Raw genomic sequence first — 23,630 nt, 5'->3', positions numbered from 1 at the left:
GGGCGGGGTTCTAAATTGCGATTGGCAATTCGCCGAGAAAAAGGGGCCCCCATCGTGCAGGCTTGCCGGCCGATGGTAGGGACACTCGCAGGGCGTTATCGGGATGGGATCAAGAGCGGATTCTAGTCGTTTGAGGCAAAGTTATCCACAAGTGGATCGGCCAGGGCAGGTTCGGCAAGCTGCGATTCGGGTGCGCTATGTCAACGTTGTGACGATAAAGCGGCCCCACTTGGGCATCGCGCATACGGGCCCGCGCCGCGCCGGCTGCGGCAGGCTTGCTATTAGCAATTTTTTGTTGACACTGGCAATTTTTGGCTATGTAATTAACGGTTTACTTAGTCCACAGTCCGGCCAGGAATTCCGATCATGAAGCGTACTTTCCAACCCTCCGTCATCCGCCGCAAGCGCACCCACGGTTTCCGTGCCCGCATGAAGACCCGTGGCGGTCGCGCTGTGCTCGCCGCCCGTCGCAGCAAGGGCCGCGCCCGCCTGGGCGTCTGAGCGCGGATCTGACGCGCAGTGGCCGGTTCAGGCCGCTATCGGTACACGCGGGCGATGCGCCTGTTGAAAACGGATGATTTCTCATCCGTTTTTAATTTGCGCCTTTCGGTCGGCAACGACTATTTCCAGGTGCTGGGTCGGCCCAATGCGCTGCCGTGTGCGAGGCTGGGCGTGGTGGTCGGGCGCCGGGTGGATCGTCGGGCGGTGGCGCGCAACTACATCAAGCGTACCGTGCGTGAATTGTTCCGCTGCCACGGAGCACACCTCTACGGGATCGACCTCGTGGTGCGGCCACGCCGCAGTTTCGGCCCGCGTGACGGTGCCGCTGCGCGGGCCGCGCTGCTGGCGCTGTTCCAGCGCATCCGCAAACGCCTTCCCGCGGAGCCCGGCCATGTGTAGCGCCTGTCCGGTGCCCGTGGCAGCCGTCAGGCCCGGCAGCCTGCCTGCACGCATGCTGATCGGCCTTGTCATGCTTTACCGGTATGTGCTCAGCCCGCTGCTCGGGCCGCGCTGCCGATTTGTACCGACCTGCTCAAGCTATGCCCTGGAGGCGATTGCCAAATATGGCGCGCTCAAAGGCGGCTGGCTTACAATTCGCCGTCTTTGTCGCTGCCACCCCTGGGGTGGCACCGGCCCGGACCCCGTCCCCTGATCTTCCGAGCCCAAGATGGATTCCAAGCGACTCATCCTGTTCATCGCGCTGTCCTTCGCGATCATCTTCTTCTGGAACAAGTGGCTGGAGACGCGCTATCCGCCGCCGCCCAAGCCTGCGGCGGCGTCCGCCAAGGTGACGCCGGCCGGCGCCGATGTGCCCGCCGCCGCAGCGCCCGGCGCGGCCAGCGCGCCGCCTGACAGCAACCGGCTGCAATCGGGCGAGCGCGTCCGGGTGCGCACCGATCTGCTGGATGTGCAGATCGATACCATGGGGGGCGATCTGCGGCAGGTGGCCTTGCTCAAGCACGGCATGGCGGGTGATCCGCGCAAACCCTTCCTGCTGCTGACCGATCAGGGCAACCGCACCTACGTGGCCCAGACCGGGCTGCTGGGCGCTGGTCTGCCCAACCACCGCGCCCGGTTCCAGGCCGGCGGCCGCGATTTCCAGCTGGCGCCGGGGCAGGACGCGTTGAGCGTACGCCTGACCACTGCCGGGCCGGATGGCGTACAGATCGCCAAGATCTATACCTTCCGCCGCGGCCAGTATCTGGTGGACGTGAAGTACGAAATCGCCAACGGCAGCACCAAACCACTGACCGCCTCGGCCTACTACCGGCTGCTGCGCGATGGTCACACCGAGAACCCGGGCTTCTTCGGGGCGCATACCTTCACCGGACCGGCGGTCTACACCGAGGCCGGCAAGTTCCAGAAGGCCGATTTCAGCGCGCTCGACAAGGGCGAGGCAGAGCACGTCAAGGCGGCCCGGAACGGCTGGGTCGCCATGATCCAGCATTACTTCGCCAGTGCCTGGATCGCTTCGCCCAAGGGGCAGCCTGCGGTGTGTGGGCCGCGCGATTGCCGCTACGAGATGAAGCGCCTGTCTGACGGGCTGTATTCGGTAGGGATGATCGTCGACCTGCCGTCGATCGCCGCAGGCGGCAAGTTCGAGACCAGTGTGCCGCTGTATGTGGGTCCGCAGGAGACCCGTCTTCTGGACGAAGTGGCCCCTGGCTTCGATCTGATCAAGGACTACGGCATCTTCACCGTGTTCTCCAAGCCCTTGTTCTGGGTGCTGGACCAGATCCACAAGGTGGTCGGCAACTGGGGTTGGGCCATCATCCTGCTGACCCTGTTGATCAAGGCGGCGTTCTATCCGCTGGCGTCGGCGTCGTACCGCTCGATGGCACGCATGCGCAAGCTGGCGCCGCGCATGGAACAGCTCAAGGAGCGTTACGGCGACGACAAGATGAAGTTCCAGCAGGCGGTGATGGAGATGTACAAGACCGAAAAGGTCAACCCGCTGGGTGGCTGCCTGCCGATGCTGGTGCAGATCCCCATCTTCATCGCGCTGTACTGGGCGCTGATCGCGGCGGTGGAGTTGCGTCAGGCGCCCTGGATGTTCTGGATCCACGATCTGTCGGTCAAGGACCCGTACTATGTGCTGCCCGTGCTGATGGCGATCTCGATGTATGTGCAGACCCTGCTCTCGCCGCCGCCGCCCGATCCGATGCAGGCCAAGATGATGAAGATCATGCCGGTGGCCTTCAGCGTGTTCTTCCTGTTCTTCCCGGCGGGCCTCGTGCTGTATTACGTGGTCAACAACGTGCTCTCCATCCTGCAGCAGTGGTGGATCACCCGCCAGATCGATCGGGAAGGCGATGCACCGTCCTCCGCCCGGAAAAAGCCGGCCTGATCCGGCAGCCGACGAGACCGCCCTTCGGGGCGGTTTTGCTTGGCATCCGGCACGTTGCGGCGACTGCCGTGCCCATGCGCCCGATGTTGCAGCGCATGACAGACGATGTGTTAGGCTTGCCCGTGGTGTTCTTCTTTGTCCTTCCTTGTTGATGCCGTTGTGCCGATGCTGTATTCCCCCGACCCCATTGCCGCGATCGCCACCGCCCCAGGGCGGGGCGGGGTGGGCGTGATCCGCGTTTCCGGCCGACGCATCGATGCCATCGTGCACGGCCTGATCGGGCGGCCGCTCACGCCGCGCCATGCCCACTTCGCCCGATTCCGCGCCGCCGATACCGGTGCCATCGACGAGGGATTGGCGCTCTACTTTCCCGGGCCCAATTCGTTCACCGGCGAGGACGTGCTGGAGATCCAGGGCCACGGCGGGCCGGTGGTGATGAACATGCTGCTCAAGCGCTGCATCGAGCTGGGTGCGCGCCACGCGGAGCCCGGGGAATTCTCCAAGCGTGCCTTCCTGAACGGCAAACTCGATCTGGCGCAGGCCGAGGCGGTGGCCGATCTAATCGACGCGCAATCCGAGGCGGCGGCGCGTTCGGCGCTCAAGTCGCTCGACGGCGCGTTCTCGCTGGAAGTGCGTGCGCTGGTGGACGAACTGATCCAGCTGCGCATGTTGGTCGAGGCCACGCTCGACTTTCCCGAGGAGGAGATCGACTTCCTGCAGGCGGCCGATGCACAGGGGCGTCTGCTGGCGCTGCAGACGCAGCTGGCCAAGGTGCTGATCGCCGCGTCGCAGGGCCGGCTGCTGCGCGAAGGCATGCACGTGGTACTGATCGGCCAGCCCAATGTGGGCAAATCCAGCCTGATGAACGCGCTTGCCGGCGAAGAGGTGGCCATCGTCACCGACATCGCCGGCACCACCCGCGATACGGTGCGCGAATTGATCCAGCTGCAGGGCGTGCCGCTGCACGTGATCGACACCGCCGGCCTGCGCGAGACCGACGATGCCGTCGAGCGCATCGGTATCGAGCGGACCTGGGGGGCGATCGGCAAGGCGGACCTGGCGCTGCTGCTGGTTGACAGCCGCGCCGGCGTCACCCGTGAGGATCTGGAGATCCTGGCGCGGCTGCCACGGGCGTTGCCGGTGCTGCGCGTGTTCAACAAGGTGGACCTGACCGGCGAAGTGCCCGGCGACGTGGGGCGCGATGTGATCCATGTGTCGGCCAAGACCGGCGAGGGGCTGGATGCGTTGCGCCAGCGCCTGTTGCAGCAGGTGGGCTGGCAGGGTGAGCAGGATGGTGTCTTCATCGCCCGTGAACGCCACCTGGACGCCATCCGCCGCGCCAGTCGCCATCTGGATGCCGCGCTGGCAGCCTACCACCGGACCGAACTCTTCGCCGAGGAGCTGCGCCTTGGCCAGAACGCCCTCAACGAGATCACCGGCGAATTCACGTCCGACGATCTCTTGGGGGTGATCTTCAGCCGGTTCTGCATCGGCAAGTGATCGGGCGGACGGCGCTCGCCCGCCGGGCGCTGCCGGGCCGGCGCTGGTCGTTCCGGTGAAACCGATGAGGGTGGCCATGATCAATGGGTATTGCACAATGGGCCGCACTGCGTCGGCTCCCGACCCCGATCAATCCAAGGCGCGAGCATGAAGCCCTTCCATCACCTGCTGATCAACAACCTCATTGCCAACATCACCAACTTCACCGTCTGGTTCGCGCTGACCTTCTGGGTCTATCTCGAAACGCGTTCAGTGTTTGCCACCAGCGTGATCGCCGGTGTCTATCTGGTGCTCACCGCTGTCTTCGCCATCTGGTTCGGCAGCCTGGTCGATCATCACCGCAAGAAGCAGGTGATGCTGGGTTCGAGCATCTGCTCCTTCCTGTTCTACGGCGTGAGCCTTGTCGCCCTGAGTGTGTGGCCGGTGGAGCGCCTGACCGATGTCTCGGGCTATGGCCTGTGGCTGTTCATCCTGCTGGTAATGCTTGGGGTGATCGCCGGTAATCTGCGCAGCATCGCGCTGCCGACGCTGGTCACGTTGCTGATTCCCGAGGACGGGCGGGACAAGGCGAACGGACTGGTCGGCATGGTGACCGGGGTCGGCTTTCTCACCACCTCGGTCATCAGCGGCTTTCTGGTGGCCTGGGGTGGCATGCACTACACCGTCGTGTTTGCCCTGGCGTTGACCCTCGTCGCATTCCTGCATCTGCTGCCCATTACGGTGGACGAACCCGCGCCGGCCACAGCGCCGGACGGCGCCCGGGCGCCCCGGCAAGTGGACCTTGCCGGGACGGTCCGCGTCATCGGTGCGGTCCCCGGTCTGTTCGGGCTGATTTTCTTCGCCACCTTGAACAACCTGCTGGGTGGAGTGTTCATGGCGCTGATGGATGCCTATGGCCTGTCCTTGATGAAGGTGCAGGAATGGGGGCTGCTCTGGGCGTTTGTCTCATGCGCATTCATCGCCAGCGGCATCCTGATCGCGCGCACCGGTCTTGGCCGCAATCCGCTGCGCACGCTGCTGCTGGTCAATCTCGTCACCTGGGCGGTCAGCAGTGTCTTCACCCTGCAGCACTCGGTGATCCTGTTGGTGGCCGGCTGCTTCATCTGGCTGTTCCTCGGCCCCTATGCCGAGGCGGCCGAACACACCACGTTGCAGAAAGTCGTGCCCTACGAGCGGCAGGGCCGGGTGTTTGGCTTTGCGCAATCGATGGAGCAGGCCGCCTCGCCGCTCACGGCCTTCCTGATCGGACCCTTGGCGCAGTTTGCGTTCATTCCCTTCATGACCACCGGTGCCGGCGTCGATCTGATCGGGGGATGGTTCGGTACGGGGCCGGCACGCGGCATTGCACTGGTCTTCACGCTGACCGGCCTGCTGGGCGTGCTGGTGACGCTGCTGGCACTGAGCTCCAGGTCCTACCGCCGGTTGTCGCATGCGTATGCCCAGGCCGGGGACGCGGGGGGCGGCCCGGCTTGATTCAGCCGGTATCCGTGCCGCGTGTGGAACGCAGGCCGGCGGGGCCAGGGCGCCCTCAGGTCTGGGTCAGATAGGGGTCCCAGAAGCCGGGTGCGGGCTCGGCCTGCTGCACGATGTCGAGCACCAGGCCGGATGGCGTGCGCACCTGGAAGCGGATCTGCCCCCACGGTTCGTGCTGCACCGGATAGGTGATCGCCACGCCTTCGCGGCGCAGCCGCGCCTCCTCGGCGCGTGCGTCGTCCACCTGCAGCGTGAGCAGCAATCCCTGGCCGTTGAAGGTCTCTGGGCCGGGTGGGCGGGACGGGTGCTCGGGCAGCATGAAGGCGATTGCGATCGTGCCGGCCTCGCTGGTGGGGCGCGAGAGCCACACAAACCAGGTCGCCTCGAAACCCACTTCGAAACCCAGATGCCGGACGAAGAAATCGCGTGACTCGGCCAGATGCGGCGTGGTCACCAAGGGATAGGCAGCGGTGAGCTGGGAAAGCGGCATGGCGGCCTCCATGGCGTGAGCCGGTTGCGGCAGGGCGGATATTGAATACATACTGTCTGTATGTGGAACAAATCTATCTCCATACTGCCTGTATGTCAAAACAGAATCAGCCGCTCAAGCCGGCCGCCGGCAACCGCCGTGTCGAACAGGGCGCCCAATCGCGGGCGCGCTTGATCGCTTCGGCCCGGGCGCTCTTCGAGCGCGAGGGGTATGCCGCCACCTCCACCGAAGCGCTGTTGGCCGCCACCGGCCTCACAAGGGGCGCGCTCTATCATCATTTCCGGGACAAGAAGGACGTATTCGTCGCAGTCTGCGAGGCAGTGCACCAGGATCTGAGCGCAGCCATCGATGGCGCGGTGCAGGACATCGCCGATCCATTCGAGCAACTGGTGGCCGGCGCGCTGGCCTGGATCGATGCGATATCTTGCCCCGGGCCATGCCAAGTGCTGCTGATCGATGGGCCGTCGGTCCTGGGAGCGGCGCAGTGGGCGGCACTGGATGACCGGTACGGCTACCGGCAACTGCGCGCCGTGGTGGGCGAGGTGTTGACGGCGATGGTGCCGCAGGGCGAGGGACTGTCGGTACTGCAGGTGGACGTGACCGCCGCCGCGCTCAACGGCGCGGTGAACGAACTGGCGTTGTGGCTGGCCAGGCAGGCGTCGCAGGGCGACGCATCGGCCCGACAGCAGGCACGCAACGCCGCACAGCTGGCACTGCGCCGGTTGTGCGCCACGCTGCGCCTGCCGCCGACCTAGCAGCGGACTGTCGGGATTGCCTGGAGAAGGCCCTACAGCATGGGCAGCGACGGATCGTGCCTGGGCTTGTTGGCCTGGCACAGCCGTTCCGCCAGGGCGGTGGCCACGGGCGAGGGTTGCTGCCCGGCGGTGACGTTCTTGCCGGATTGATCCAGCAACGCCGATTTCTTGGTGCTGCAGTCGGTCAGCAGTGAAAACGCCGACTTCTCGCGCGCGTCGCCCTGCACCAGGTACAGCTGTCCGGCGCGCAGATTGCCGCTGGCGGTGACTTCATTCTGGTCGACGCAGAACACCTGCTTCTTGAGCGACGATTCGTAGCATGACATTCCGTTGGCAAGGACGGTGGTGCTGGTGAGGAGTGCGGCGACGATGCAAGATGGCCTGAGCATGGCGGCTCCATGTATTCCGGTAGGGGGTTGCCGGGCAAAGCGGCACGGCGCCCATGGTAGGAACGGGGGCCGGGCCGCGCAAGGGACAAATTCGCCCTCGCGCCACTGGCGGCGGCCCGGCCGAGTGGGCAAGATGCGGCCATGCTGATCGATCCGTCCGTCGCAGAGCTGTTGCCGCAGTTGCTGGTGCTGCTGCCGCTGGCCTTTGCCGCCGGCCTGTTCGATGCAGCGGTCGGCGGCGGTGGCCTGATCCTGGTGCCGGGCCTGTTTGCCGTGTTGCCGCGCGAATTGCCGGCGATGCTGATGGGCACCAACAAATTCGCCGCGGTGATGGGCACTGCCGCCGCCACCTGGCGCTACACCAGGCAGGTCAGGCTCGATTGGCCGATCCTGTTGCCCAGTGCCGGGGCGGCTTTCTGCGGCTCTTACCTCGGGGCGTTGGCGATCCACTGGCTGCCGCGCGATGCGGTGCGCCCGCTGGTGGTGCTGCTGCTGGCGCTGATGCTGCTCTACACCTGGCGCAAGCCAGCGTTCGGCGGGGTGGACGCGGGCCGTGCGTTGACCCGGCGCGACCTGGTGGTCGGTCTGGTGATCGGTGCCGTGATCGGTTTCTACGACGGCTTCTTCGGCCCCGGCACCGGCTCGTTCCTGATCTTCCTGTTCATCCGGTTCTTCCACTTCGATTTCCTGCGTGCCTCGGCGTCGGCCAAGGTGGTCAACCTGGCCACCAACCTGGCGGCGCTCACCTTCTTCCTGCCGGCCAAGCTGGTGATCTTCGGTCTGGCCGTGCCGATGGCGATCGCCAATATCGCCGGTGCGCAGATCGGCAGCCGCCTCGCGCTCAAGGGCGGCAGCGCCTGGATCAGGAAGCTGTTCCTCGCCCTGGCGCTGGCCTTGCTCGCCAAGCTGGTCTGGGATACGGTGCGGGGCTGATCGCGGGAGGGTGTATGCACTACTGGTTGATGAAATCCGAGCCCGAGGAGGTGGGGATCGACGATCTGCAGCGGCTCGGGCAGATCGGTTGGTTCGGAGTGCGCAACTATCAGGCGCGCAATTTCATGCGCGATGTGATGCGGGTGGGCGACGGGGTGCTGTTCTACCATTCGAGCTGCCCGCAACCGGGCATCGCCGGCCTTGCCGAGGTATGCTCGCCCGCCTACCCCGATCCCACCCAATTCGACCCGGAATCCAAGTACTTCGACCCCAAGGCCACGCTTGAGGCACCGCGCTGGCAGCAGGTGGACGTGCGCTTCGTGCGCAAGACCCGTCTTCTGGCGCTGGAAGCATTGCGGCGCGACCTGTTGCTGGCGGACATGCAGGTGTTGCAGCGTGGCAACCGGCTGTCGATCACGCCGGTCAGCGAGGCCCACTGGCGCCATCTGCAGGACCTGCTGACATGAGCCCTGCGCCGCGGCCGCGCTGCCGATGACACCCCTGTTGACGGTCCTGCTGGCCTGCCTCGGTGTCGGCGTGCTGGCCGGCTTTCTGGCCGGGTTGCTGGGCGTGGGGGGCGGCCTGGTCATCGTGCCGGCACTGTTGCTGGTGTTCGACGCGCTGGGGCTGGCGCAGGCCCATGCGCAGCATCTGGCGTTGGGCACGTCGCTTGCGACCATTGTGGTCACCTCGCTGTCCAGCCTGCGTGCGCATCACGCGCATGGCGCCGTCCGCTGGCCGGTGTTTCGCGCCATCAGCCCGGGCATCGTGCTCGGCACCTTTCTTGGAGCCCAACTGGCAGGCCTTGCGGATGCCACGCTGCTGAAATGGTGCTTTGTGCTGTTTGCCTACGCGGTGGCAGCCCAGATGCTGCTGGACGCCAGGCCCAGGCCGCAACGCGTGCTGCCCGGCGCAACGGTCCTTGCCGCGTGGGGCGGGTTGATCGGTGCGGTCTCCAGCTGGGTCGGCATTGGTGGCGGCTCGTTGTCGGTGCCATTGCTGAGCTGGCACAACGTGCCGGTCAAGGAGGCGATCGGCACCTCCGCCGCGATCGGGCTGCCGATTGCACTGGCCGGCAGCGCGGGCTATGCCGTCAGCGGCTGGGGCGTGCCTGGTCTGCCGCAAGGCAGCGTTGGCTTCATCTACCTGCCGGCCTTGCTGGGGATCGCACTGGCGAGCTTCCCGTTGGCCAAGGCCGGTGCCGCACTGGCGCACCGGTTGCCGGTGGCCGTGCTCAAGCGCTGCTTTGCGGTGCTGCTGCTGCTGCTGGCCAGCCGCATGCTCTGGCAATTGCTCGGCTAGACGCGCCGCAGACGCGCCCTCCCTGCCGCTGTGACACGTCCACCGGAAAATCCGGGACGGCAAAAACCGCTATGGCATGATGTGCCCAGCGCCGGCACGCCTATCCCATGAGCCGGTTGGGAGAGACGATGCGGAGCCAGGCTGCGCTGCGCGAGCGGCTGGAAAAACTCAATGCGATCGGGATTGCGCTTTCGGGCGAGACCGACACGGCCAGGCTGACCGAGGCCATCCTGCTGGCGGCCAAGGAGCTGGTAGGGGCCGATGCGGGCACGCTGTATCGCGTGGACGGCGACGCGCTGCGTTTCGAGATCGCACTGACCGATACGCTGGGCCTGCGCATGGGCGGCACCCTGGGGGCAACGGTGGCGCTGCCGCCGGTGCCGCTGCACGACGCCGATGGGGTGCCCAATCTGGGCCATGTGGTGGCCTGCGCGGTGAACCAGCGGCGCACAGTGTGCATCGACGACGCCTATGCGGCCACCGACTACGATTTCTCCGGGACACGCAGCTTCGACGCAGCCAACGGCTACCGCTCCCGCTCCGTCCTATGCGTGCCGATGCGCGATCACGAGGGCCAGGTGCTCGGTGCGCTGCAGCTGATCAACGCATTGGACGGCCACGGCGGCGTGCGCGCGTTCGACGGCGACGACCAGCGCCTCGTCGAATCACTGGCCTCCCAGGCTGCGATCGCCCTGACCAACCGCCGGCTGATCGGGGCGATGGAAGCGCTGTTCGAGTCCTTCATCGGCCTGATCAACCTTGCCATCGATGACAAGTCGCCCTATACCGGTGGCCATTGCCAGCGCGTACCGGTGCTGACCATGATGCTGGCCGACGCCGCCAGCCGCACCGATACGGGGCCGTTGGCCGCGTTCGACCTGAGCGATGAAGCGCGCTACGCGCTCAAGATCGCCGGCCTGCTGCACGACTGTGGCAAGGTGACCACGCCGGTACACGTGGTCGACAAGGCCACCAAGCTGCAGACCCTGTTCGACCGGATCGCGTTGATACAGACGCGCTTCGAGGTGCTGCGCCGCGATGCCCGGATCGATCGGCTGGAAGGACGGCTGGACGAGGAGGCCTATCACGCCTGCCTCGCGGCACTGGACGACGATCTGGCCTTCCTGCGCCGCATCAATGTCGGCGGCGAGGCGATGGGCGATGCGGAACTGGCTCGGCTCCAGGCCATCGCCGCGCGGCGCTGGCACGGCCCGACCGGCGAGACGCCATTGCTGGACGCGGACGAACTGGAGAATCTGGCGGTGCGCCGTGGCACGCTGACCCATGCCGAGCGGCGGATCATCAATCGCCATATCGAGGTCACCATCCAGATGCTGGAGGCGCTGCCGTGGCCACGCCACCTTGCGCAGGTGCCCGAATATGCCGGCGGCCACCACGAGCGCATGGACGGGCGCGGCTATCCGCGTGGCCTGACCCGCGAGCAGTTGAGCATTCCCGCACGCATCATGGGGATCGCCGACGTGTTCGAAGCGCTGACGGCGCGCGATCGCCCCTACAAGGAAGGGATGAAGCTGTCGCAGGCGCTGACCATCCTGGCGCGGATGGCACGTGATCAGCACATTGATGCTGAGCTGTTCGAGGTGTTCGTCCGCGAGCAGGTGTGGCTGGACTACGCACGGCAGTACCTGCCGCAGTCACAGATCGATCCGGTGGACACGGCGGCGCTGCTGGCCCTGGCCCGTCGCTGACCCGGGTTGCGTCCGGGTACAGATACCTGCTGAATGCGGGCCGTTGCGTTGCGCCATGCCGGGCGGCTGCCATGCAATCGCCAGCACTCTTGTGTACCGGCGCTGGTGTGCGTGGGTCGGCGCAGGTGCCCAGCCGGGTTGAGCGGGTTTGCTGCCCCGGTACCGCAGGTGTGCGGCGGCCCCGGGGCATCTGCCGCGGATCAGCGCGTCTGGCCCGCGAGCACGTAGTGGATGCGCTCGTAATCCACACCCCGCTCGATGGCGGATTCCATCCGCAGCTTGCGGGTGTTTTCGCCATCCCACCATTCCACGAGCCGCCCGGGACGGAACCAGCCCACCGGCAGGATCAGCGAGGCGGGTGAGCGCAGCGTCGGCGAAGCCGGCAGCGCCAGGCCCTCGGTCCATCCACGCCGGCCGGCGTGCACGAGGTCCACCGGCCGCACCGCGGCCGAATAAGGCTGTCCGGGCAGCAGCCGCACCCCGATCAGCAACTGGTCGCCGTCCTGTTGCAGCCAGCGTACGGTGCCGATGAAGTAGCGTCCCGAGATCGAGACCGCCAGCAACTGTTGCAGCGCGACCCGATGGCCTTCGTCGGCCTTGCGCGACAGCTGCATGCCCTGCGGGCTTTCGTTGCGCAGCCACCATGATTCGGACGGCGCAAGCTCGCTGGCGTGGATCGCCTGCATCGACTGCGTATGGCCGAAGAGCTGCATGCGGACCAGATCATCGCCGGCCAGCTCCTGCGGGCCGTCGCTGGGCAGCGAGAAACGGCCTTCGCCGACGGCGATATGCTGCCGTGCCAGGCCGAAGATGACCTTCATCACGCGGTTGCCCTGCGCACGCGGGTGGATGCGCTCGGTGGGCTGCTCGCACCAGGTACGGTAAAGGTCGGTCAACAGGGATTCGACCACGCTGGCAGCGAACTGCTCGCCCAGGCCGAGCTTCTCGGGGTTCTCCCCGTTGCGCAACAGCTTGATGCGGCGGGACAGCGCCTGGGCCAGCTGGTAGGTGTCGATCTCGCGCACGCCGTCGCCTTGCAGCCGTGGCTCGGTGCGACGCGGGCCGCTCGGGCTGTCGAAGTCGATCTGCAGGCTGCCGCGGCCGGGCAGGGCCCGTGCTTCCTTTTCCAGCGGCGCGCGCTGGGCAAACGCCGGCAGACGCTCATCCAGCCACAGGATCTGGCGTGCGGTGAAATGGTAGGGGCTCGATCCGGCCAGCAGCAGCGTGTGGACGAACATGTTCTGCGGCGTCGCAACGCCGGCCACCTTGAGCATGCTGTCCTTGGCCGGCTTTTCCGCGACGCCCGCCTGCTCGGCGAGCCCGTAGTAGCGGTACAGCGTCTGCCATAGCTCCGGTTGCACCGGCTTGTAGGCCAGCAGGTGCTCGCGGATCACGAGGCATTGGTAGCGCAAAGTGCGTTCAGCGGCGAGCGCGTGCTGTTCGCTGACCTCCGGCTCCCCGTTCAGTGCCGCGTGCCAACTGCGGGCGTAGGCGTCACGCAGCAGCGTCCACAGCCCGATCACCTGTTGCCAGGCGCTTTGTTCGTCGGCACCGAACGGCACGGCGCGGCCGAGGAAGCGTTCGGTCAGCGCGCTCTGCACCATGTGCACACCGTCGCGGAACAGCTCGAGGATCTTGAGCGATTCGTACGGGCCGATGTCGCTGTTGTTGAGCAGCGTCAGCGCTTCGGTCAGTTCGTTGTGTGCCACCGGCGCGTTGATCAGCGGCAGCAGTTGCAGCCAGCTCTTGGCGGAACGCGCGTCGGTGAAAGGCGGAGCGGCATGGCCGCTGTAAGAGGGCAGGAATTCCGAATCCATCATGGCTTGAGCAGGCTAAGCCGTTGCTGCAGTGTGGCGAGCATCTCCTGGGAGACTGGCGGCACAGCACTTGGACGGCGGGGTTCGGCCCAGATCGGGCTGGGGAAATGCCGATCCTCCCGCCAGCGGGGAATCACGTGCCAATGCAGATGCGGCACGACGTTGCCCAGACTGGCAAGGTTGATCTTGTCGGGATGCAAGGCGCTACGCACCTCGCGTTCGACGGCATCGACCACGTTCATCAGCCGCTGACGTTCCATCTTGTCCAGGTCGCTCATCTCGGCGACGTGGCGATTCAGAATGACGCGGGCGAATCCAGGGTAAGCAGCATCGTCTACAAGTACCACGCGGCACAAGTCATCCTGCCACACGCGTTCCCCGCCCATTGAGGTACACAGCTCGCAGACGCTTTGCATTACCCTTTCCTGATTTTTCAGGGATTATAAACAAGCATCGGGCAGAAACAATCGGAAAGGCACCCCAACATCCGCCCCGATCGTCTACGACGGACGTAAGCCGAACTGATCAACGGATGGGGTATATCGGTGCCCGCGCCCTCACAGCAGCACGCGTTCGATGCCGCCGTTGCGCGCCTGTTCGACGTACTGTCCCTGCCAATCCTCCCCAAGTACGTGCTTGGCGATTTCCACCACGATGTAGTCGGCCTCGGTGGCCGAATCATCGTTGTAGCGCGTCAGCCCCTGCAGGCACGACGGGCAGGAGGTCAGGATCTTGACCGGTGTATCCGCCCCCGATTCGGCGCGCAGCTTGTCGGCGCCCTTCTGCATCTCCTCCTGCTTGCGAAAGCGCACCTGCGTGGCGATGTCCGGCCGTGCCACCGCAAAGGTGCCCGATTCGCCGCAGCAGCGGTCGTTCAGGTCCACGCGCGACCCCATCAGCGTGGTGGCCACCTCGACTCCCTTGTATTGTTTCATCGGTGTGTGGCACGGCTCGTGGTACATGTAACGCGTGCCGCTGACACCGTCGAGCTTGACGCCCTTCTCCATCAGGTACTCGTGGATGTCAAGAAGGCGGCATCCGGGGAAGATCTGCTCGAACTGGTACTTCAGAAGCTGATCCATGCAGGTGCCGCACGAGACGATCACGGTCCTGATGTCCAGGTAGTTGAGCGTGTTGGCTAAGCGGTGGAACAGCACCCGGTTCTCGGTGGTGATCTTCTCGCCCTTGTCGGCGAACCCGCTCGCAGTCTGCGGATAGCCGCAGCACAGGTAGCCCGGTGGCAGCACCGTGGTGGCGCCGACATGCCACAGCATGGCCTGCGTGGCGAGCCCGACCTGTGAGAACAGCCGCTCCGAGCCGCAGCCGGGGAAGTAGAACACCGCTTCGGATTCCTCCTGCGGCAGCGCCGGGTTGCGGATCACCGGCACGACGCTGTTGTCCTCGATGTCCAGCATGCCGCGCGCAGTGCGCAATGGCACCTTGGCCGGCAGCGGCTTGTTGATGAAATGGATCACCTGGGCCTTGAGGGGCGGCTTGCCGGTCGTGGCGGGCGGTTGCTTGGTCACCGGCCGGATCAGGCCCAGCCGCTTGGCCAGCGAGTATCCCAGCCGCTGCGCCTTGTAGCCTGCCTGGATCATGCCGGCGCGGACCAGCTTGATGGTGGCCGGGTCCTTCATCGTCAGGAAAGCCATCCCGAGGCTGGTGCCCGGGTTGAATGGCTTCTTGCCTTCCTTGCGCAGAAAGTTGCGCATCGCCACCGAGACATCGCCGAAGTCGATCTTCACCGGGCAGGGATTGACGCAACGGTGGCAGACGGTGCAGTGGTCGGCCACGTCCGCCAGTTCCTCGAAATGCCGGAACGACACCCCGCGCCGGGTCTGCTCCTCGTACAGGAACGCCTCGGTCAACAGGCCCGTCGCCAGGATCTTGTTGCGCGGGCTGTAGAGCAGGTTGGCGCGCGGCACGTGCGTGGTGCACACCGGCTTGCACTTGCCGCAGCGCAGGCAGTCCTTGATCGAATCGGAGATCGCGCCGATGTCCGACTGCTCCAGGATCAGCGATTCGGCACCGAGCAGGCTGAACGACGGGGTGTAGGCGTTGGTCAGGTCCGAGCCGGGCAGCAGCTTGCCCTTGTTGAAGTGGCCGTTGGGGTCGACACGCTGCTTGTAGGTCTCGAACGGCGTCATTTCCTCGCGGGTGAGGAACTCGTACTTGGTGATGCCGATGCCGTGCTCGCCCGAGATCACGCCGTTCAAGCGCCGTGCCACCGCCATGATGCGTGCCACCGCGTGATGGGCGCGCTGCAGCATCTCGTAGTCGTCCGAGTTGACCGGGATGTTGGTGTGCACGTTGCCGTCACCGGCATGCATGTGCAGCGCCACCCAGGTGCGGCCCTTGAGCACCTGCTGGTGCAGCGCCTGCACCGCACTGAGCACCGGCCGGCTGTTGCGGTCGGCGAACAGCAGCTCCAGCTCGGCCGCCACCTCACGCTTCCAGGACACGCGCAGCATCAGGTCGCGCAGCGCGTGGTACACGCTCTGCGGCAGGTTCTCCTCCCGCATCCCGCCTTCGAGCGGGGCATCGGGCCAGGCGGCGGTATAGCTCTCGAACGCGCTGTCCAGGTTGTCGAGCAGCCAGGACCAGCGTTCGCGCACGCGGTACAGCAGTGCCAGCGCGGCTTCGCGGCGGTCGCCGATCAGTTCTTCGCGGCTGACCGGCACATCGGCCAGGTCCAGCGGCAGATGGCCGTGGACGAAGAAATCGACCAGCCGGTCGAGCAGCTCGATCTTGTTGGCGATCGACAATTCGATATTGATGCGCTCGATCTCGTCCGAGTATTCACCGAGGCGCGGCAGCGGGATGACCACGTCTTCATTGATCTTGAAGGCGTTGGTGTGCTTGGCGATCGCGGCGGTGCGGGCCCGGTCGAGCCAGAACTTCTTGCGCGCCTCGGGCGAGACGGCGATGAAGCCCTCGCCGCTGCGCGCATTGGCCAGCCGCACCACGTGCGAGGCTGCTTCGCCGACGGCCGCTTCGTCGTCCGAGACGATGTCGGCGATCAGCACCATCTTGGGCCGGCCGCGGCTCTTGGCCTTGGTGGCATAGCCCACCGCGCGCACGTAGCGCCAGTCCAGGTGCTCCAGCCCCGCAAGCTGCACCAGCGGATGCGCGTCGAGGTAGTCCTTGATCTCGACGATGGACGGCACGGCACGGCTGACCTCGCCGAAGAATTCCAGGCAGACGGTACGGGTGTGCGCGGGCAACCGGTGCAGGATGAAGCGCGCGCTGGTGATCAGGCCATCGGTGCCTTCCTTCTGCACCCCGGGCAGACCGGCGAGGAATTTGTCGGTCACGTCCTTGCCCAGGCCCTCCTTGCGAAAGCGCATGCCCGGGATCACCAGGATTTCCTCGCCCAGGAGGGTCTTGCCGTCCGGCTTGAAGGTGGCGACGCGGAAGGTGGCCTTTTCGGCGTCGTGGATCTTGCCCAGGTTGTGATCCATGCGCTCGACGAGCTTCCAGTTGCCGTCCGGGTCGACCATCCGCCAGGAGACGAGGTTGTCGAGCGCGGTGCCCCACAGCACGGCCTTCTTGCCGCCGGCGTTCATGGCGACATTGCCGCCGATGCACGAGGCATCGGCCGAGGTGGGATCGACGGCGAACACCAGCCCTTCGGCTTCGGCCGCTTCCATCACCCGGCGCGTCACCACACCGGCGCCGCATTGGATGGTGGCGACGTCGTGATCGACGCCGGGGATGCGCAGGCGCTCGACCCCCTGGTGCCGGTCGAGCTTCTCGGTATTGATCACGGCGCTGAGCGCGGTGAGCGGCACCGCACCGCCGGTATAGCCGGTACCGCCGCCACGCGGGATGACGGTGAGCCCAAGCTCGATGCAACAGGCCACGAGTGGCGCCATCTCCTCTTCCGTATCGGGGTTGAGGACCACGAACGGGTATTCGACGCGCCAGTCGGTCGCATCGGTCACGTGGCTGACCCGGGCCAGCCCATCGAAGCAGATATTGTCGCGGCGCGTATGGGCGCTCATGCGCCGCATCACCTTGCGGCGCAACTGCGCGGTCTCGCGGAATTCGCGCTCGAATGCGTCGACCGCCTGTTGCCCGCGCGTCACCAGCAGGCCGACCTTGTCATTGCCCTGCCGGCGCTTGTCGATCTCCCCAAGGCGGTGGCGCATCGCGTCGATCAGCTGCCGCAGACGCTTGGGATTGTCCAGCAGGTCGTCCTGCAGGTACGGATTGCGCTTGACCACCCAGATGTCGCCCAGCACCTCGAACAGCATGCGTGCGGAGCGTCCGGTGATGCGTTCCTGTCGCAGGCTTTCGAGCACCTGCCAGGCTTGCTCTCCCAACAAACGGATCACGATCTCGCGGTCGGAGAACGAGGTGTAGTTGTAAGGGATCTCGCGCAGGCGCTCTGGGGCGGGGGTGGCGGTGGTCAGATCGGCCATATCGGCTGGGCTCTCTGGAGTACGACTAGGAGGACCCTCGATTTTATCGGAAAACCCAGCGGCCAAAGCCGCATTTTGAATAGGGTTTTGCGCTGGCGCCGTGGGCGCCGGGCTTATCCGCAGACGCGGTTGCGGCCGCCATTCTTGGCATGATAGAGCCGCTTGTCGGCGCTCTCGATCAGTTCGCTCAGCGTCAGCTCGCATTGGCGGCCGGCGACACCGACGCTGAGGGTGACCGCGAGCTCGGGTGCGATGCGCGCCCAGGGCCAGCCCGCCACCATCTGCCGCAGCCGTTCGGCCACGTCGAGGGCTGAGCTGGCGTCATGCCCGGGCAGCACGATCACGAATTCCTCGCCGCCGAAGCGGCCGACCACATCGTCCTGACGGCAGCCGGACTTGAGCAGCGCCGCCACCTGTCGCAGCACCTTGTCGCCGACGAGGTGGCCGAAACGGTCGTTGACCTGCTTGAAGTGATCGATATCGAGCAACATCAGCGAAATGACGCTTGCCTGCTCGCAGCTGCGGCCGAAAACGCCGCTGCCCAGGCGCTCCAGGCCGCGCCGGTTGAGTATGCCGGTCAGGCTGTCCTGGCTGGCGAGCTGTTCCACCCGGCGCAATTCGCGGCGCTGGTTGGCCCGTTCGCGCTTGAGGCCATCGTTTTCCAGGCGCGCCTTCTCCACTTCCAGCCGCATCTCCATCGCCTGCATCCGGTACGGTGAGGTCTGGCGCATCACCTCCAACTGCCGTTCGTGGTAGCGCTTGAAGTAGTGCAGCGACTGCCGATGGTCGCCCAGCAGTTCGAGCGCCCTGGCATAGTGCAGCTCCACCTGCAGCAGCAGGTGCTGCGCGCCGATCTGCTCTGCCAGGTCGCGCGCCTCCTGCAGGTGGCGGATCGCACCGACCGGATGATCGCGCGCCAGCTCCACCTGGCCGAGTGCAACGCGGCTGTTGGCTTCGCCCCACAGCTTGCCGAAGCGCTGGCAGACGTCGATGGCGATGCACAGATGGCGCTCGGCGGTGTCCAGCTGGCCTTGCGCCAGCAGCACAAGGCCGATGGCGTGGTGCGCGTCCGCCTCGTATTCGCGGTTCTTGGTGTGCAAGGCCCGGTTGAGGCCGATCTCCAGCTCATGCAGCGCCTCGTCCAGACGCCGCAGCTGCAAGAGATCCATGCCGATGTTGATCGGCACCGATGCATGCAGCCGGTCGGGCACCGTGGGGTTCAGCCCCTCGCGTGCCTTCTCGTGGTGCCGCAGCGCGGCTTCGAAATCCTGATGGGCGAAATAGATCTGGCCAAGGCCGATCAGCGCCATCACGTAGCTTTCCTGCGCGTGGCGGTCGCGGGCCACGTCCAGGCACTGCGCCCAGTACTGCAATGCGCGGTCGTAGTCGGCAAGGGTGTAGTAGGCGCGTGCGATTTCCTGCAGGCACTCGGCCACATGCATGTCCAGGCCGTAGATCTCGCCCAGATACAGGCTGTGGCGCATCATGGCCACCGCCTCCTGATAGCTGCCCTGCAATGTGATCGCCATGGCGGCGTTGAGCAGGCCATGCACATAGCCATTCGGATAATCAGCTGCAACCGAGTGGCGGCAAGCCTGTTCGGCCAAGGCACGGGATTCTTCGCTACGGGAGTGGAAGAGCACGCGCGCCTGCTGGTTGAGCGCGTCGATCTCTTCCCGGGTAACGGGGGTAGGCTCCATGACTCAGCTATCCGGAAAGGCTACCTACCAAAATAGCGGGACGCGCTGTTCCCGGCAATCTCCACGCTTGCCGTTCAGTCGGATAAACGCAGCTCCAGCGTGGCAAAGCGGCCCGAGCAGCTCTGGGCAAGCAATTGCTGCCGCAACTGCTGGTGCCGGGCGTGGTGATAGGCGATGGCTTCCGCGTCGGCAGTGCGTTCGGCCACCTCGGCCAGCGACGCATGGATCTGGGCCAGCAGCGGCAGCGAACCCATGCCGTCGGCCAGTGTATGGGCACGGGCCAGCTGTTCCAGGGCGATTTCGAGTTCGTCGACCGCAAGGCTGCAGCGCGCCAGCCTGAGCAGCACCGAAGCCTCACCCCAGGTGTTGATGTGCAGCCGATTGATCTTGAGTGCGACCATCAGGCTCATCCGGGCGGCCTCATGATCGCCCAGACGGAGCCGGATCTCGCCGAACAGGCTGAAGATCTCGGCCTCGAACTGATAATTCTGTTCGGCGCGTACCTGCGGCAGTGTCTGCTTGAGTGCCGCGGTGGCCTCGTCATAGCGCGTCAGCTGGATCAGGTCGGCCGCCACGTTGATCATGCTGGTGCTGTCCAGGTGCGGATCGTCGCATTCCTCGGCGAGCTTCGCGGCCTTGCGATGGTGCGCCAGTGCAAGCGCGTATTGCTCCTGCGCATAGCACAGCTGGCCGAGCCCGATATGGGCGAGGATGCGTTGGGACGGGGTGATGCGGTCGGCAGCGAGTGCAATGCAGGCATACCAATGATCGCCGGCACGCTCGTATTCGCCCAGTGTGTAGGCCACCCGTGCGGCCAATTGCAGCGTTTCGCCCTGAGCGGCAGCCACCGGTTCGAGTTCACCCAGTTCGATCGCTTCAAGCAGGGTGCGCTGCGCCTCACCCGATTTGCCCAGCATGAACAAGCCATGCGCATACAGCGTCAGCGAGCGCACCAGCGCATGCATATCGCCGCGTTGCTGCGCCAGCGCGCGCGCCTGCTGGGCCAGGGCCATCGCTTCAGTGCTTTGGCAGCGTACCAGCTGGGAAGCCTGCAGCAGCAGGTGGGCGAGATCGTCATTCATCGGCGCGGAGTGCAAAACGCGGGCCCGCGCAGGGTAGCACGGCAAAACCGTGCACCCCAAGACCGCCCCATGCCTTGGCGGCGACCGTTGGGCTGGCCGATCAGCCGGCCATGCGCACGATGGCTGCGCAGTCGTCAGGCGCGAGCCTGCCGTATTCACCCAGCCGCAAGCGGCCATGGCGGATCAGCTGTGCGGCGACAGCCTGCGCCGCGGCATCCGCGTCGATGCCATAGGCACCGAGGTTGGTGGCGACCCCTATCTGACCGAAGAAATCAGTGGTTGCGGCGATGGCCCGCTGTGCGATCTCGTCCTCGCCGCCCGAGAGTTGCCAGACCCGGCGGCCATACTGGATCAGCTTGGCGCGCTTGTCGTCGTAGCGGTAACGCAGCAGCGCCGGCAGGATGGCCGCCAGCGTCTGTGCATGGTCCAGTCCGTAGAGCGCGGTGAGCTCGTGGCCGATGGCGTGCGTGGCCCAATCCTGTACCTGGCCCAACCCCACCAGGCCGAACAGCGCCTGGTTTGCCGCCCACATCATGTTGGCCCGCGCTTCGTGCTGGGCCGGGTCGGCCAGGGTCTGTGGGCCGACTTCGATCAGGGTCTGCAGGATGCCTTCGGCCAGCCGATCCTGCACCCGCGCTTCGGTGGGCACGGTCAGATATTGCTCGACGGTATGCACGAAGGCATCGACGATGCCATTGCCGATCTGCCGCGGTGGCAGGCTGACCGTGACCTGGGGGTCGAGCACCGAAAAGCGTGGAAAGACCAGTGGGTTCTTGAACGACAGCTTGTCCTGGGTCTGGCGGCGGTTGACCACGGCGGCGAAATTGCTTTCCGAGCCGGTGGCCGGCAGGGTCAGGACGCAACCCAGCGGCAGCGCTGTCTTGAGCGGTGTGCGGTTGCCCACGATCAGCCAGGGGTCGATCGCCGGGTCGAGCGTGACTGCGGCGGCGATGAACTTGCCGCCATCGATCACCGAACCGCCGCCGACGGCGAGCACCCAATCGACGCGCTCCTGCCGGCCCAGCAGGGCGGCGCGCAGCAGCGTTTCATACTCGGGATTGGGCTCGATGCCGGCGAACTCGACGACGGTGCGCCCTTCCAGTGCACCACGGACCTGGTCGTATACCCCGTTGCGCCGGATGCTGCCGCCGCCGTAGACCAGCAGTACCCGTGCCTGGGGCGGCAGCTCACGCCCCAACTGCGCAATCTGCCCGCGGCCGAAATGAAGGCGGGTCGGGTTGTGGAAGGTGAAGTTGTCCATCGTAGGGCGATCCGGTGCCGGAAGTGCTCAATACGCCAAGCGCACTTCCAGGTCTTTGAGCTTGCTATAGGTGCTGGTACTGATGATGCGCTTGTAGGCTTCCTGGTACAGCCGGTGATGCTGTTCGGCCGCAGCCTGGTTGCCCAATTCGCTATAGATGTGCGCCAGCAGGTGATGTGCCTTGAATGTCTTGTGGTCGGTACCGATCTCGTTGGAGCGCTCCAAGGCACGATGGATCGCCTGCCGCGCTTCTTCCTGTTTGCCTTCGGCAATCAGGATGCGCCCGTGCAGCATCATTTCCGAGGTCTCGCCCCAATGCCACACGCGACGCAGGGCCCGTGCCTTGGACAGGAACTGCCACGCGCCCTGCGTATCACCGCACCCGAGCGCGACGTGGGCCCAATAGACCAGGATCTCGCCCTGGTATTCCTTGTGTCCTTCGGCCAGCGCCAGCGGCCAGGCGCGTTCAAGTGTCTGCTGTGCGGTGTTGTATTGCTGCAATGCCAATTGGTCGGCCGCCAGGTTGATCAAGACCCTGGCATGCAGCTCGTCGCTCATCCCGTCCTCAAGCAGGTCGGCTGCATTCTGATGCTGCTGCAGCGCCATCTCGAACTGCTCATGGGCGAAATAGACCTGACCCAGACCGATATAGGCATAGATGCGGGTGGCGGCGGAAAAGGCAGGATTGTTGTCGGCCAGGCAATCGGCCCAATAGTCGATGGCCTCGTCGAATTCGCCTTGCGTGTAATAAGCCCCGGCCAGCTCCTGCAAAAGCTCGCCGCGCAGTGTGGCGAGGTCCTCGGTCTCGGCGATCGTCAGCGCTTTCAGGTGCGACACCTGGCCATCCGGAATATGGCCGAATGCAAACAACATACAGCCATGGCGGCGCCATGCGCGGGCGGCCAGTTGCGGATCGTTGCAGCTTGAAGCGAGGCGAGTGGCGGCTTCGGCCAATTTGAGCGAGGTCTCCGGTTCCGTATAGGTGAGCTGTTCGCTCATCTGGATCAGAGATGCGATATCGGCGAACTCGGCCGTATTCATGGCGGCTAATCAGTGGGGTAGTGCATTGAGCCTACCCCGATTCACTGCCTGCTTCAAGCCGGCTTGACGGTGTCCTGACGCAGCGACGGGCAGGGTTTTGGGGCGGGGTAAGATGTCTTGTTAAATGGCTTTCCATGCACGCAATTCCGGGTTCCTGCTGAGCGGGGCTGTCATTTCGGCAGACGCCAGGAGGTATGGAGCATGGGGCTGCCGGCAAAGGCCAAATGCTGCAGCGGCAAAGCCGGCGATACCATCGCAAACAACGCCACGTTGCGGTGTGGTGTGAGCGACGGTGGGAGTCGGTCTTGTCATGCCTGAATGCCAGCGAAGTAGGCGGCGCTCGCCGTTCGAGCCGTTGACCCTGTCCTGCTGGGCCTCGAGCAGAAGGGCAATCTGGGACAAGATTTATGGTGGTCCGCAGTGTGCGCTGCAGCATCAGCCGGATGCTCGGCGCAGTGACACGCCGGCCCGATCGGGCGGCCGATATGGGCGCAATGTAATCGGAAAACCGCATTGACACGTAACCAAGGGCCATCCCGATCTGGCGACGCGGCGGGCTTGGCAGTGTGCCGCGTCTCGACCTGCGTTGATCCATGCCGGTAAATGGAATTTCTGGGGTTGCAAAACCTTGCTTCAGCTGGGGAGTGTTGCCAATTGCTATTGGAATGGATTCTGAATTGGGGCTGGCGGGAAATTTTCCAGCGATGGCAAGGTCTGTTGTTGCGCCAGGAATTGATCGGTCATCAAGACGACGATCTGCCATATTTCATCGGATTGTCAGCGTGTGGCAGCTTTTCCGGCCCAGTCGGCACAGGCTTTTGAATCGCGGGGAACTATATCAAATCCATCCGCCTCATCGCATTGCCGGCACTGCGTCCCACGCTATCGTAAAAACCCCTTGTGCAA

The 23,630-nt window shown here is 65.3% G+C and carries 21 protein-coding genes; 12 read left to right on the top strand and 9 right to left on the bottom strand.

Annotated features, from left to right (window positions below; translation table 11 throughout):
* Positions 1–366: 366 nt before the first annotated feature.
* The 6 genes from rpmH to N8I74_RS19305 all read left to right on the top strand — a co-directional run bounded on the left by rpmH (position 367) and on the right by N8I74_RS19305 (position 5,821).
* On the top strand, positions 367–501 hold the full coding sequence (gene rpmH / locus N8I74_RS19330) for a 50S ribosomal protein L34 (RefSeq protein WP_263124843.1): 135 nt from the start codon (positions 367–369) through the stop codon (positions 499–501).
* Positions 502–555: 54 nt separating this feature from the next.
* A complete protein-coding gene (gene rnpA / locus N8I74_RS19325) occupies positions 556–900 on the top strand; it encodes a ribonuclease P protein component (RefSeq protein ID WP_263124842.1) in 345 nt (114 codons plus the stop codon).
* Positions 893–1,153, top strand: coding sequence for a membrane protein insertion efficiency factor YidD (gene yidD / locus N8I74_RS19320; protein ID WP_408611845.1), 261 nt, complete (start codon positions 893–895; stop codon positions 1,151–1,153). The genes rnpA and yidD overlap by 8 nt, the downstream gene beginning before the upstream one ends.
* Before the next feature lie 15 nt (positions 1,154–1,168).
* Positions 1,169–2,848 carry a membrane protein insertase YidC gene (gene yidC, locus N8I74_RS19315; RefSeq protein ID WP_263124840.1) on the top strand — a complete coding sequence of 560 codons (1,680 nt, stop codon included), beginning with the start codon at positions 1,169–1,171 and terminating at the stop codon, positions 2,846–2,848.
* A gap of 165 nt (positions 2,849–3,013) precedes the next feature.
* Complete coding sequence (mnmE, locus tag N8I74_RS19310) at positions 3,014–4,348, top strand: tRNA uridine-5-carboxymethylaminomethyl(34) synthesis GTPase MnmE (protein ID WP_263124839.1); 1,335 nt, start codon at positions 3,014–3,016, stop codon at positions 4,346–4,348.
* 147 nt (positions 4,349–4,495) lie between these two features.
* Complete coding sequence (locus N8I74_RS19305; protein ID WP_263124838.1) at positions 4,496–5,821, top strand: MFS transporter; 1,326 nt, start codon at positions 4,496–4,498, stop codon at positions 5,819–5,821.
* A gap of 55 nt (positions 5,822–5,876) precedes the next feature.
* Here the strand turns inward: N8I74_RS19305 and N8I74_RS19300 are convergent, their stop codons facing one another.
* Positions 5,877–6,311 (bottom strand): VOC family protein, encoded by a 435-nt coding sequence (locus tag N8I74_RS19300; RefSeq protein ID WP_263124837.1) that lies wholly within the window; start codon positions 6,309–6,311, stop codon positions 5,877–5,879.
* A gap of 92 nt (positions 6,312–6,403) precedes the next feature.
* On the opposite strand from N8I74_RS19300, the gene N8I74_RS19295 reads away from it, so the two are divergent.
* Positions 6,404–7,066 (top strand): TetR/AcrR family transcriptional regulator, encoded by a 663-nt coding sequence (locus N8I74_RS19295; protein WP_263124836.1) that lies wholly within the window; start codon positions 6,404–6,406, stop codon positions 7,064–7,066.
* 32 nt (positions 7,067–7,098) lie between these two features.
* Here N8I74_RS19295 and N8I74_RS19290 read toward each other — a convergent pair whose 3' ends face one another.
* Positions 7,099–7,455, bottom strand: coding sequence for a hypothetical protein (locus N8I74_RS19290; RefSeq protein WP_263124835.1), 357 nt, complete (start codon positions 7,453–7,455; stop codon positions 7,099–7,101).
* A 141-nt stretch (positions 7,456–7,596) separates the two neighbouring features.
* Between N8I74_RS19290 and N8I74_RS19285 the strand changes: the two genes are divergently transcribed.
* From N8I74_RS19285 to N8I74_RS19270, 4 genes are all read left to right on the top strand, one after another.
* Complete coding sequence (locus N8I74_RS19285; RefSeq protein ID WP_263124834.1) at positions 7,597–8,388, top strand: sulfite exporter TauE/SafE family protein; 792 nt, start codon at positions 7,597–7,599, stop codon at positions 8,386–8,388.
* 14 nt (positions 8,389–8,402) lie between these two features.
* Positions 8,403–8,855 (top strand): EVE domain-containing protein, encoded by a 453-nt coding sequence (locus N8I74_RS19280; protein ID WP_263124833.1) that lies wholly within the window; start codon positions 8,403–8,405, stop codon positions 8,853–8,855.
* A 25-nt stretch (positions 8,856–8,880) separates the two neighbouring features.
* Entirely contained in the window at positions 8,881–9,690 is an 810-nt protein-coding gene (locus tag N8I74_RS19275; RefSeq protein ID WP_263124832.1) for a sulfite exporter TauE/SafE family protein, read from the top strand.
* A gap of 107 nt (positions 9,691–9,797) precedes the next feature.
* On the top strand, positions 9,798–11,399 hold the full coding sequence (locus N8I74_RS19270; RefSeq protein WP_263124831.1) for an HD domain-containing phosphohydrolase: 1,602 nt from the start codon (positions 9,798–9,800) through the stop codon (positions 11,397–11,399).
* A gap of 200 nt (positions 11,400–11,599) precedes the next feature.
* Here N8I74_RS19270 and N8I74_RS19265 read toward each other — a convergent pair whose 3' ends face one another.
* The 7 genes from N8I74_RS19265 to N8I74_RS19235 form a co-directional block, all read right to left on the bottom strand.
* A complete protein-coding gene (locus tag N8I74_RS19265; RefSeq protein ID WP_263124830.1) occupies positions 11,600–13,219 on the bottom strand; it encodes a hypothetical protein in 1,620 nt (539 codons plus the stop codon).
* Entirely contained in the window at positions 13,216–13,602 is a 387-nt protein-coding gene (locus tag N8I74_RS19260; RefSeq protein ID WP_263126781.1) for an HIT family protein, read from the bottom strand. Before N8I74_RS19260 ends, N8I74_RS19265 begins: the two co-directional genes overlap by 4 nt.
* 171 nt (positions 13,603–13,773) lie before the next feature.
* Positions 13,774–17,640, bottom strand: coding sequence for an FAD/FMN-binding oxidoreductase (locus N8I74_RS19255; RefSeq protein ID WP_263124829.1), 3,867 nt, complete (start codon positions 17,638–17,640; stop codon positions 13,774–13,776).
* A gap of 113 nt (positions 17,641–17,753) precedes the next feature.
* On the bottom strand, positions 17,754–19,340 hold the full coding sequence (locus tag N8I74_RS19250) for a tetratricopeptide repeat-containing diguanylate cyclase (protein WP_263124828.1): 1,587 nt from the start codon (positions 19,338–19,340) through the stop codon (positions 17,754–17,756).
* Positions 19,341–19,414: 74 nt separating this feature from the next.
* Positions 19,415–20,422: a tetratricopeptide repeat protein gene (locus tag N8I74_RS19245; RefSeq protein WP_263124827.1), complete on the bottom strand. Its 1,008-nt coding sequence runs from the start codon at positions 20,420–20,422 to the stop codon at positions 19,415–19,417.
* A 100-nt stretch (positions 20,423–20,522) separates the two neighbouring features.
* The gene (locus tag N8I74_RS19240) at positions 20,523–21,683 is read right to left on the bottom strand and encodes an iron-containing alcohol dehydrogenase (RefSeq protein ID WP_263124826.1); all 1,161 of its coding nucleotides are present in this window, start codon (positions 21,681–21,683) and stop codon (positions 20,523–20,525) included.
* Between the two features lie 27 nt (positions 21,684–21,710).
* Positions 21,711–22,724, bottom strand: coding sequence for a tetratricopeptide repeat protein (locus N8I74_RS19235; protein WP_263124825.1), 1,014 nt, complete (start codon positions 22,722–22,724; stop codon positions 21,711–21,713).
* Positions 22,725–23,327: 603 nt separating this feature from the next.
* Here N8I74_RS19235 and N8I74_RS19230 point away from each other — a divergent pair.
* Positions 23,328–23,546 carry a hypothetical protein gene (locus tag N8I74_RS19230; protein WP_263124824.1) on the top strand — a complete coding sequence of 73 codons (219 nt, stop codon included), beginning with the start codon at positions 23,328–23,330 and terminating at the stop codon, positions 23,544–23,546.
* Positions 23,547–23,630: the final 84 nt, after the last annotated feature.

Origin of the sequence: Chitiniphilus purpureus, assembly GCF_025642115.1 — a bacterium.
GTDB lineage: Bacteria > Pseudomonadota > Gammaproteobacteria > Burkholderiales > Chitinibacteraceae > Chitiniphilus > Chitiniphilus purpureus.
Note: the sequence above shows the minus strand (reverse complement) of the source record. Positions and strands in the feature narration are given on the sequence as shown.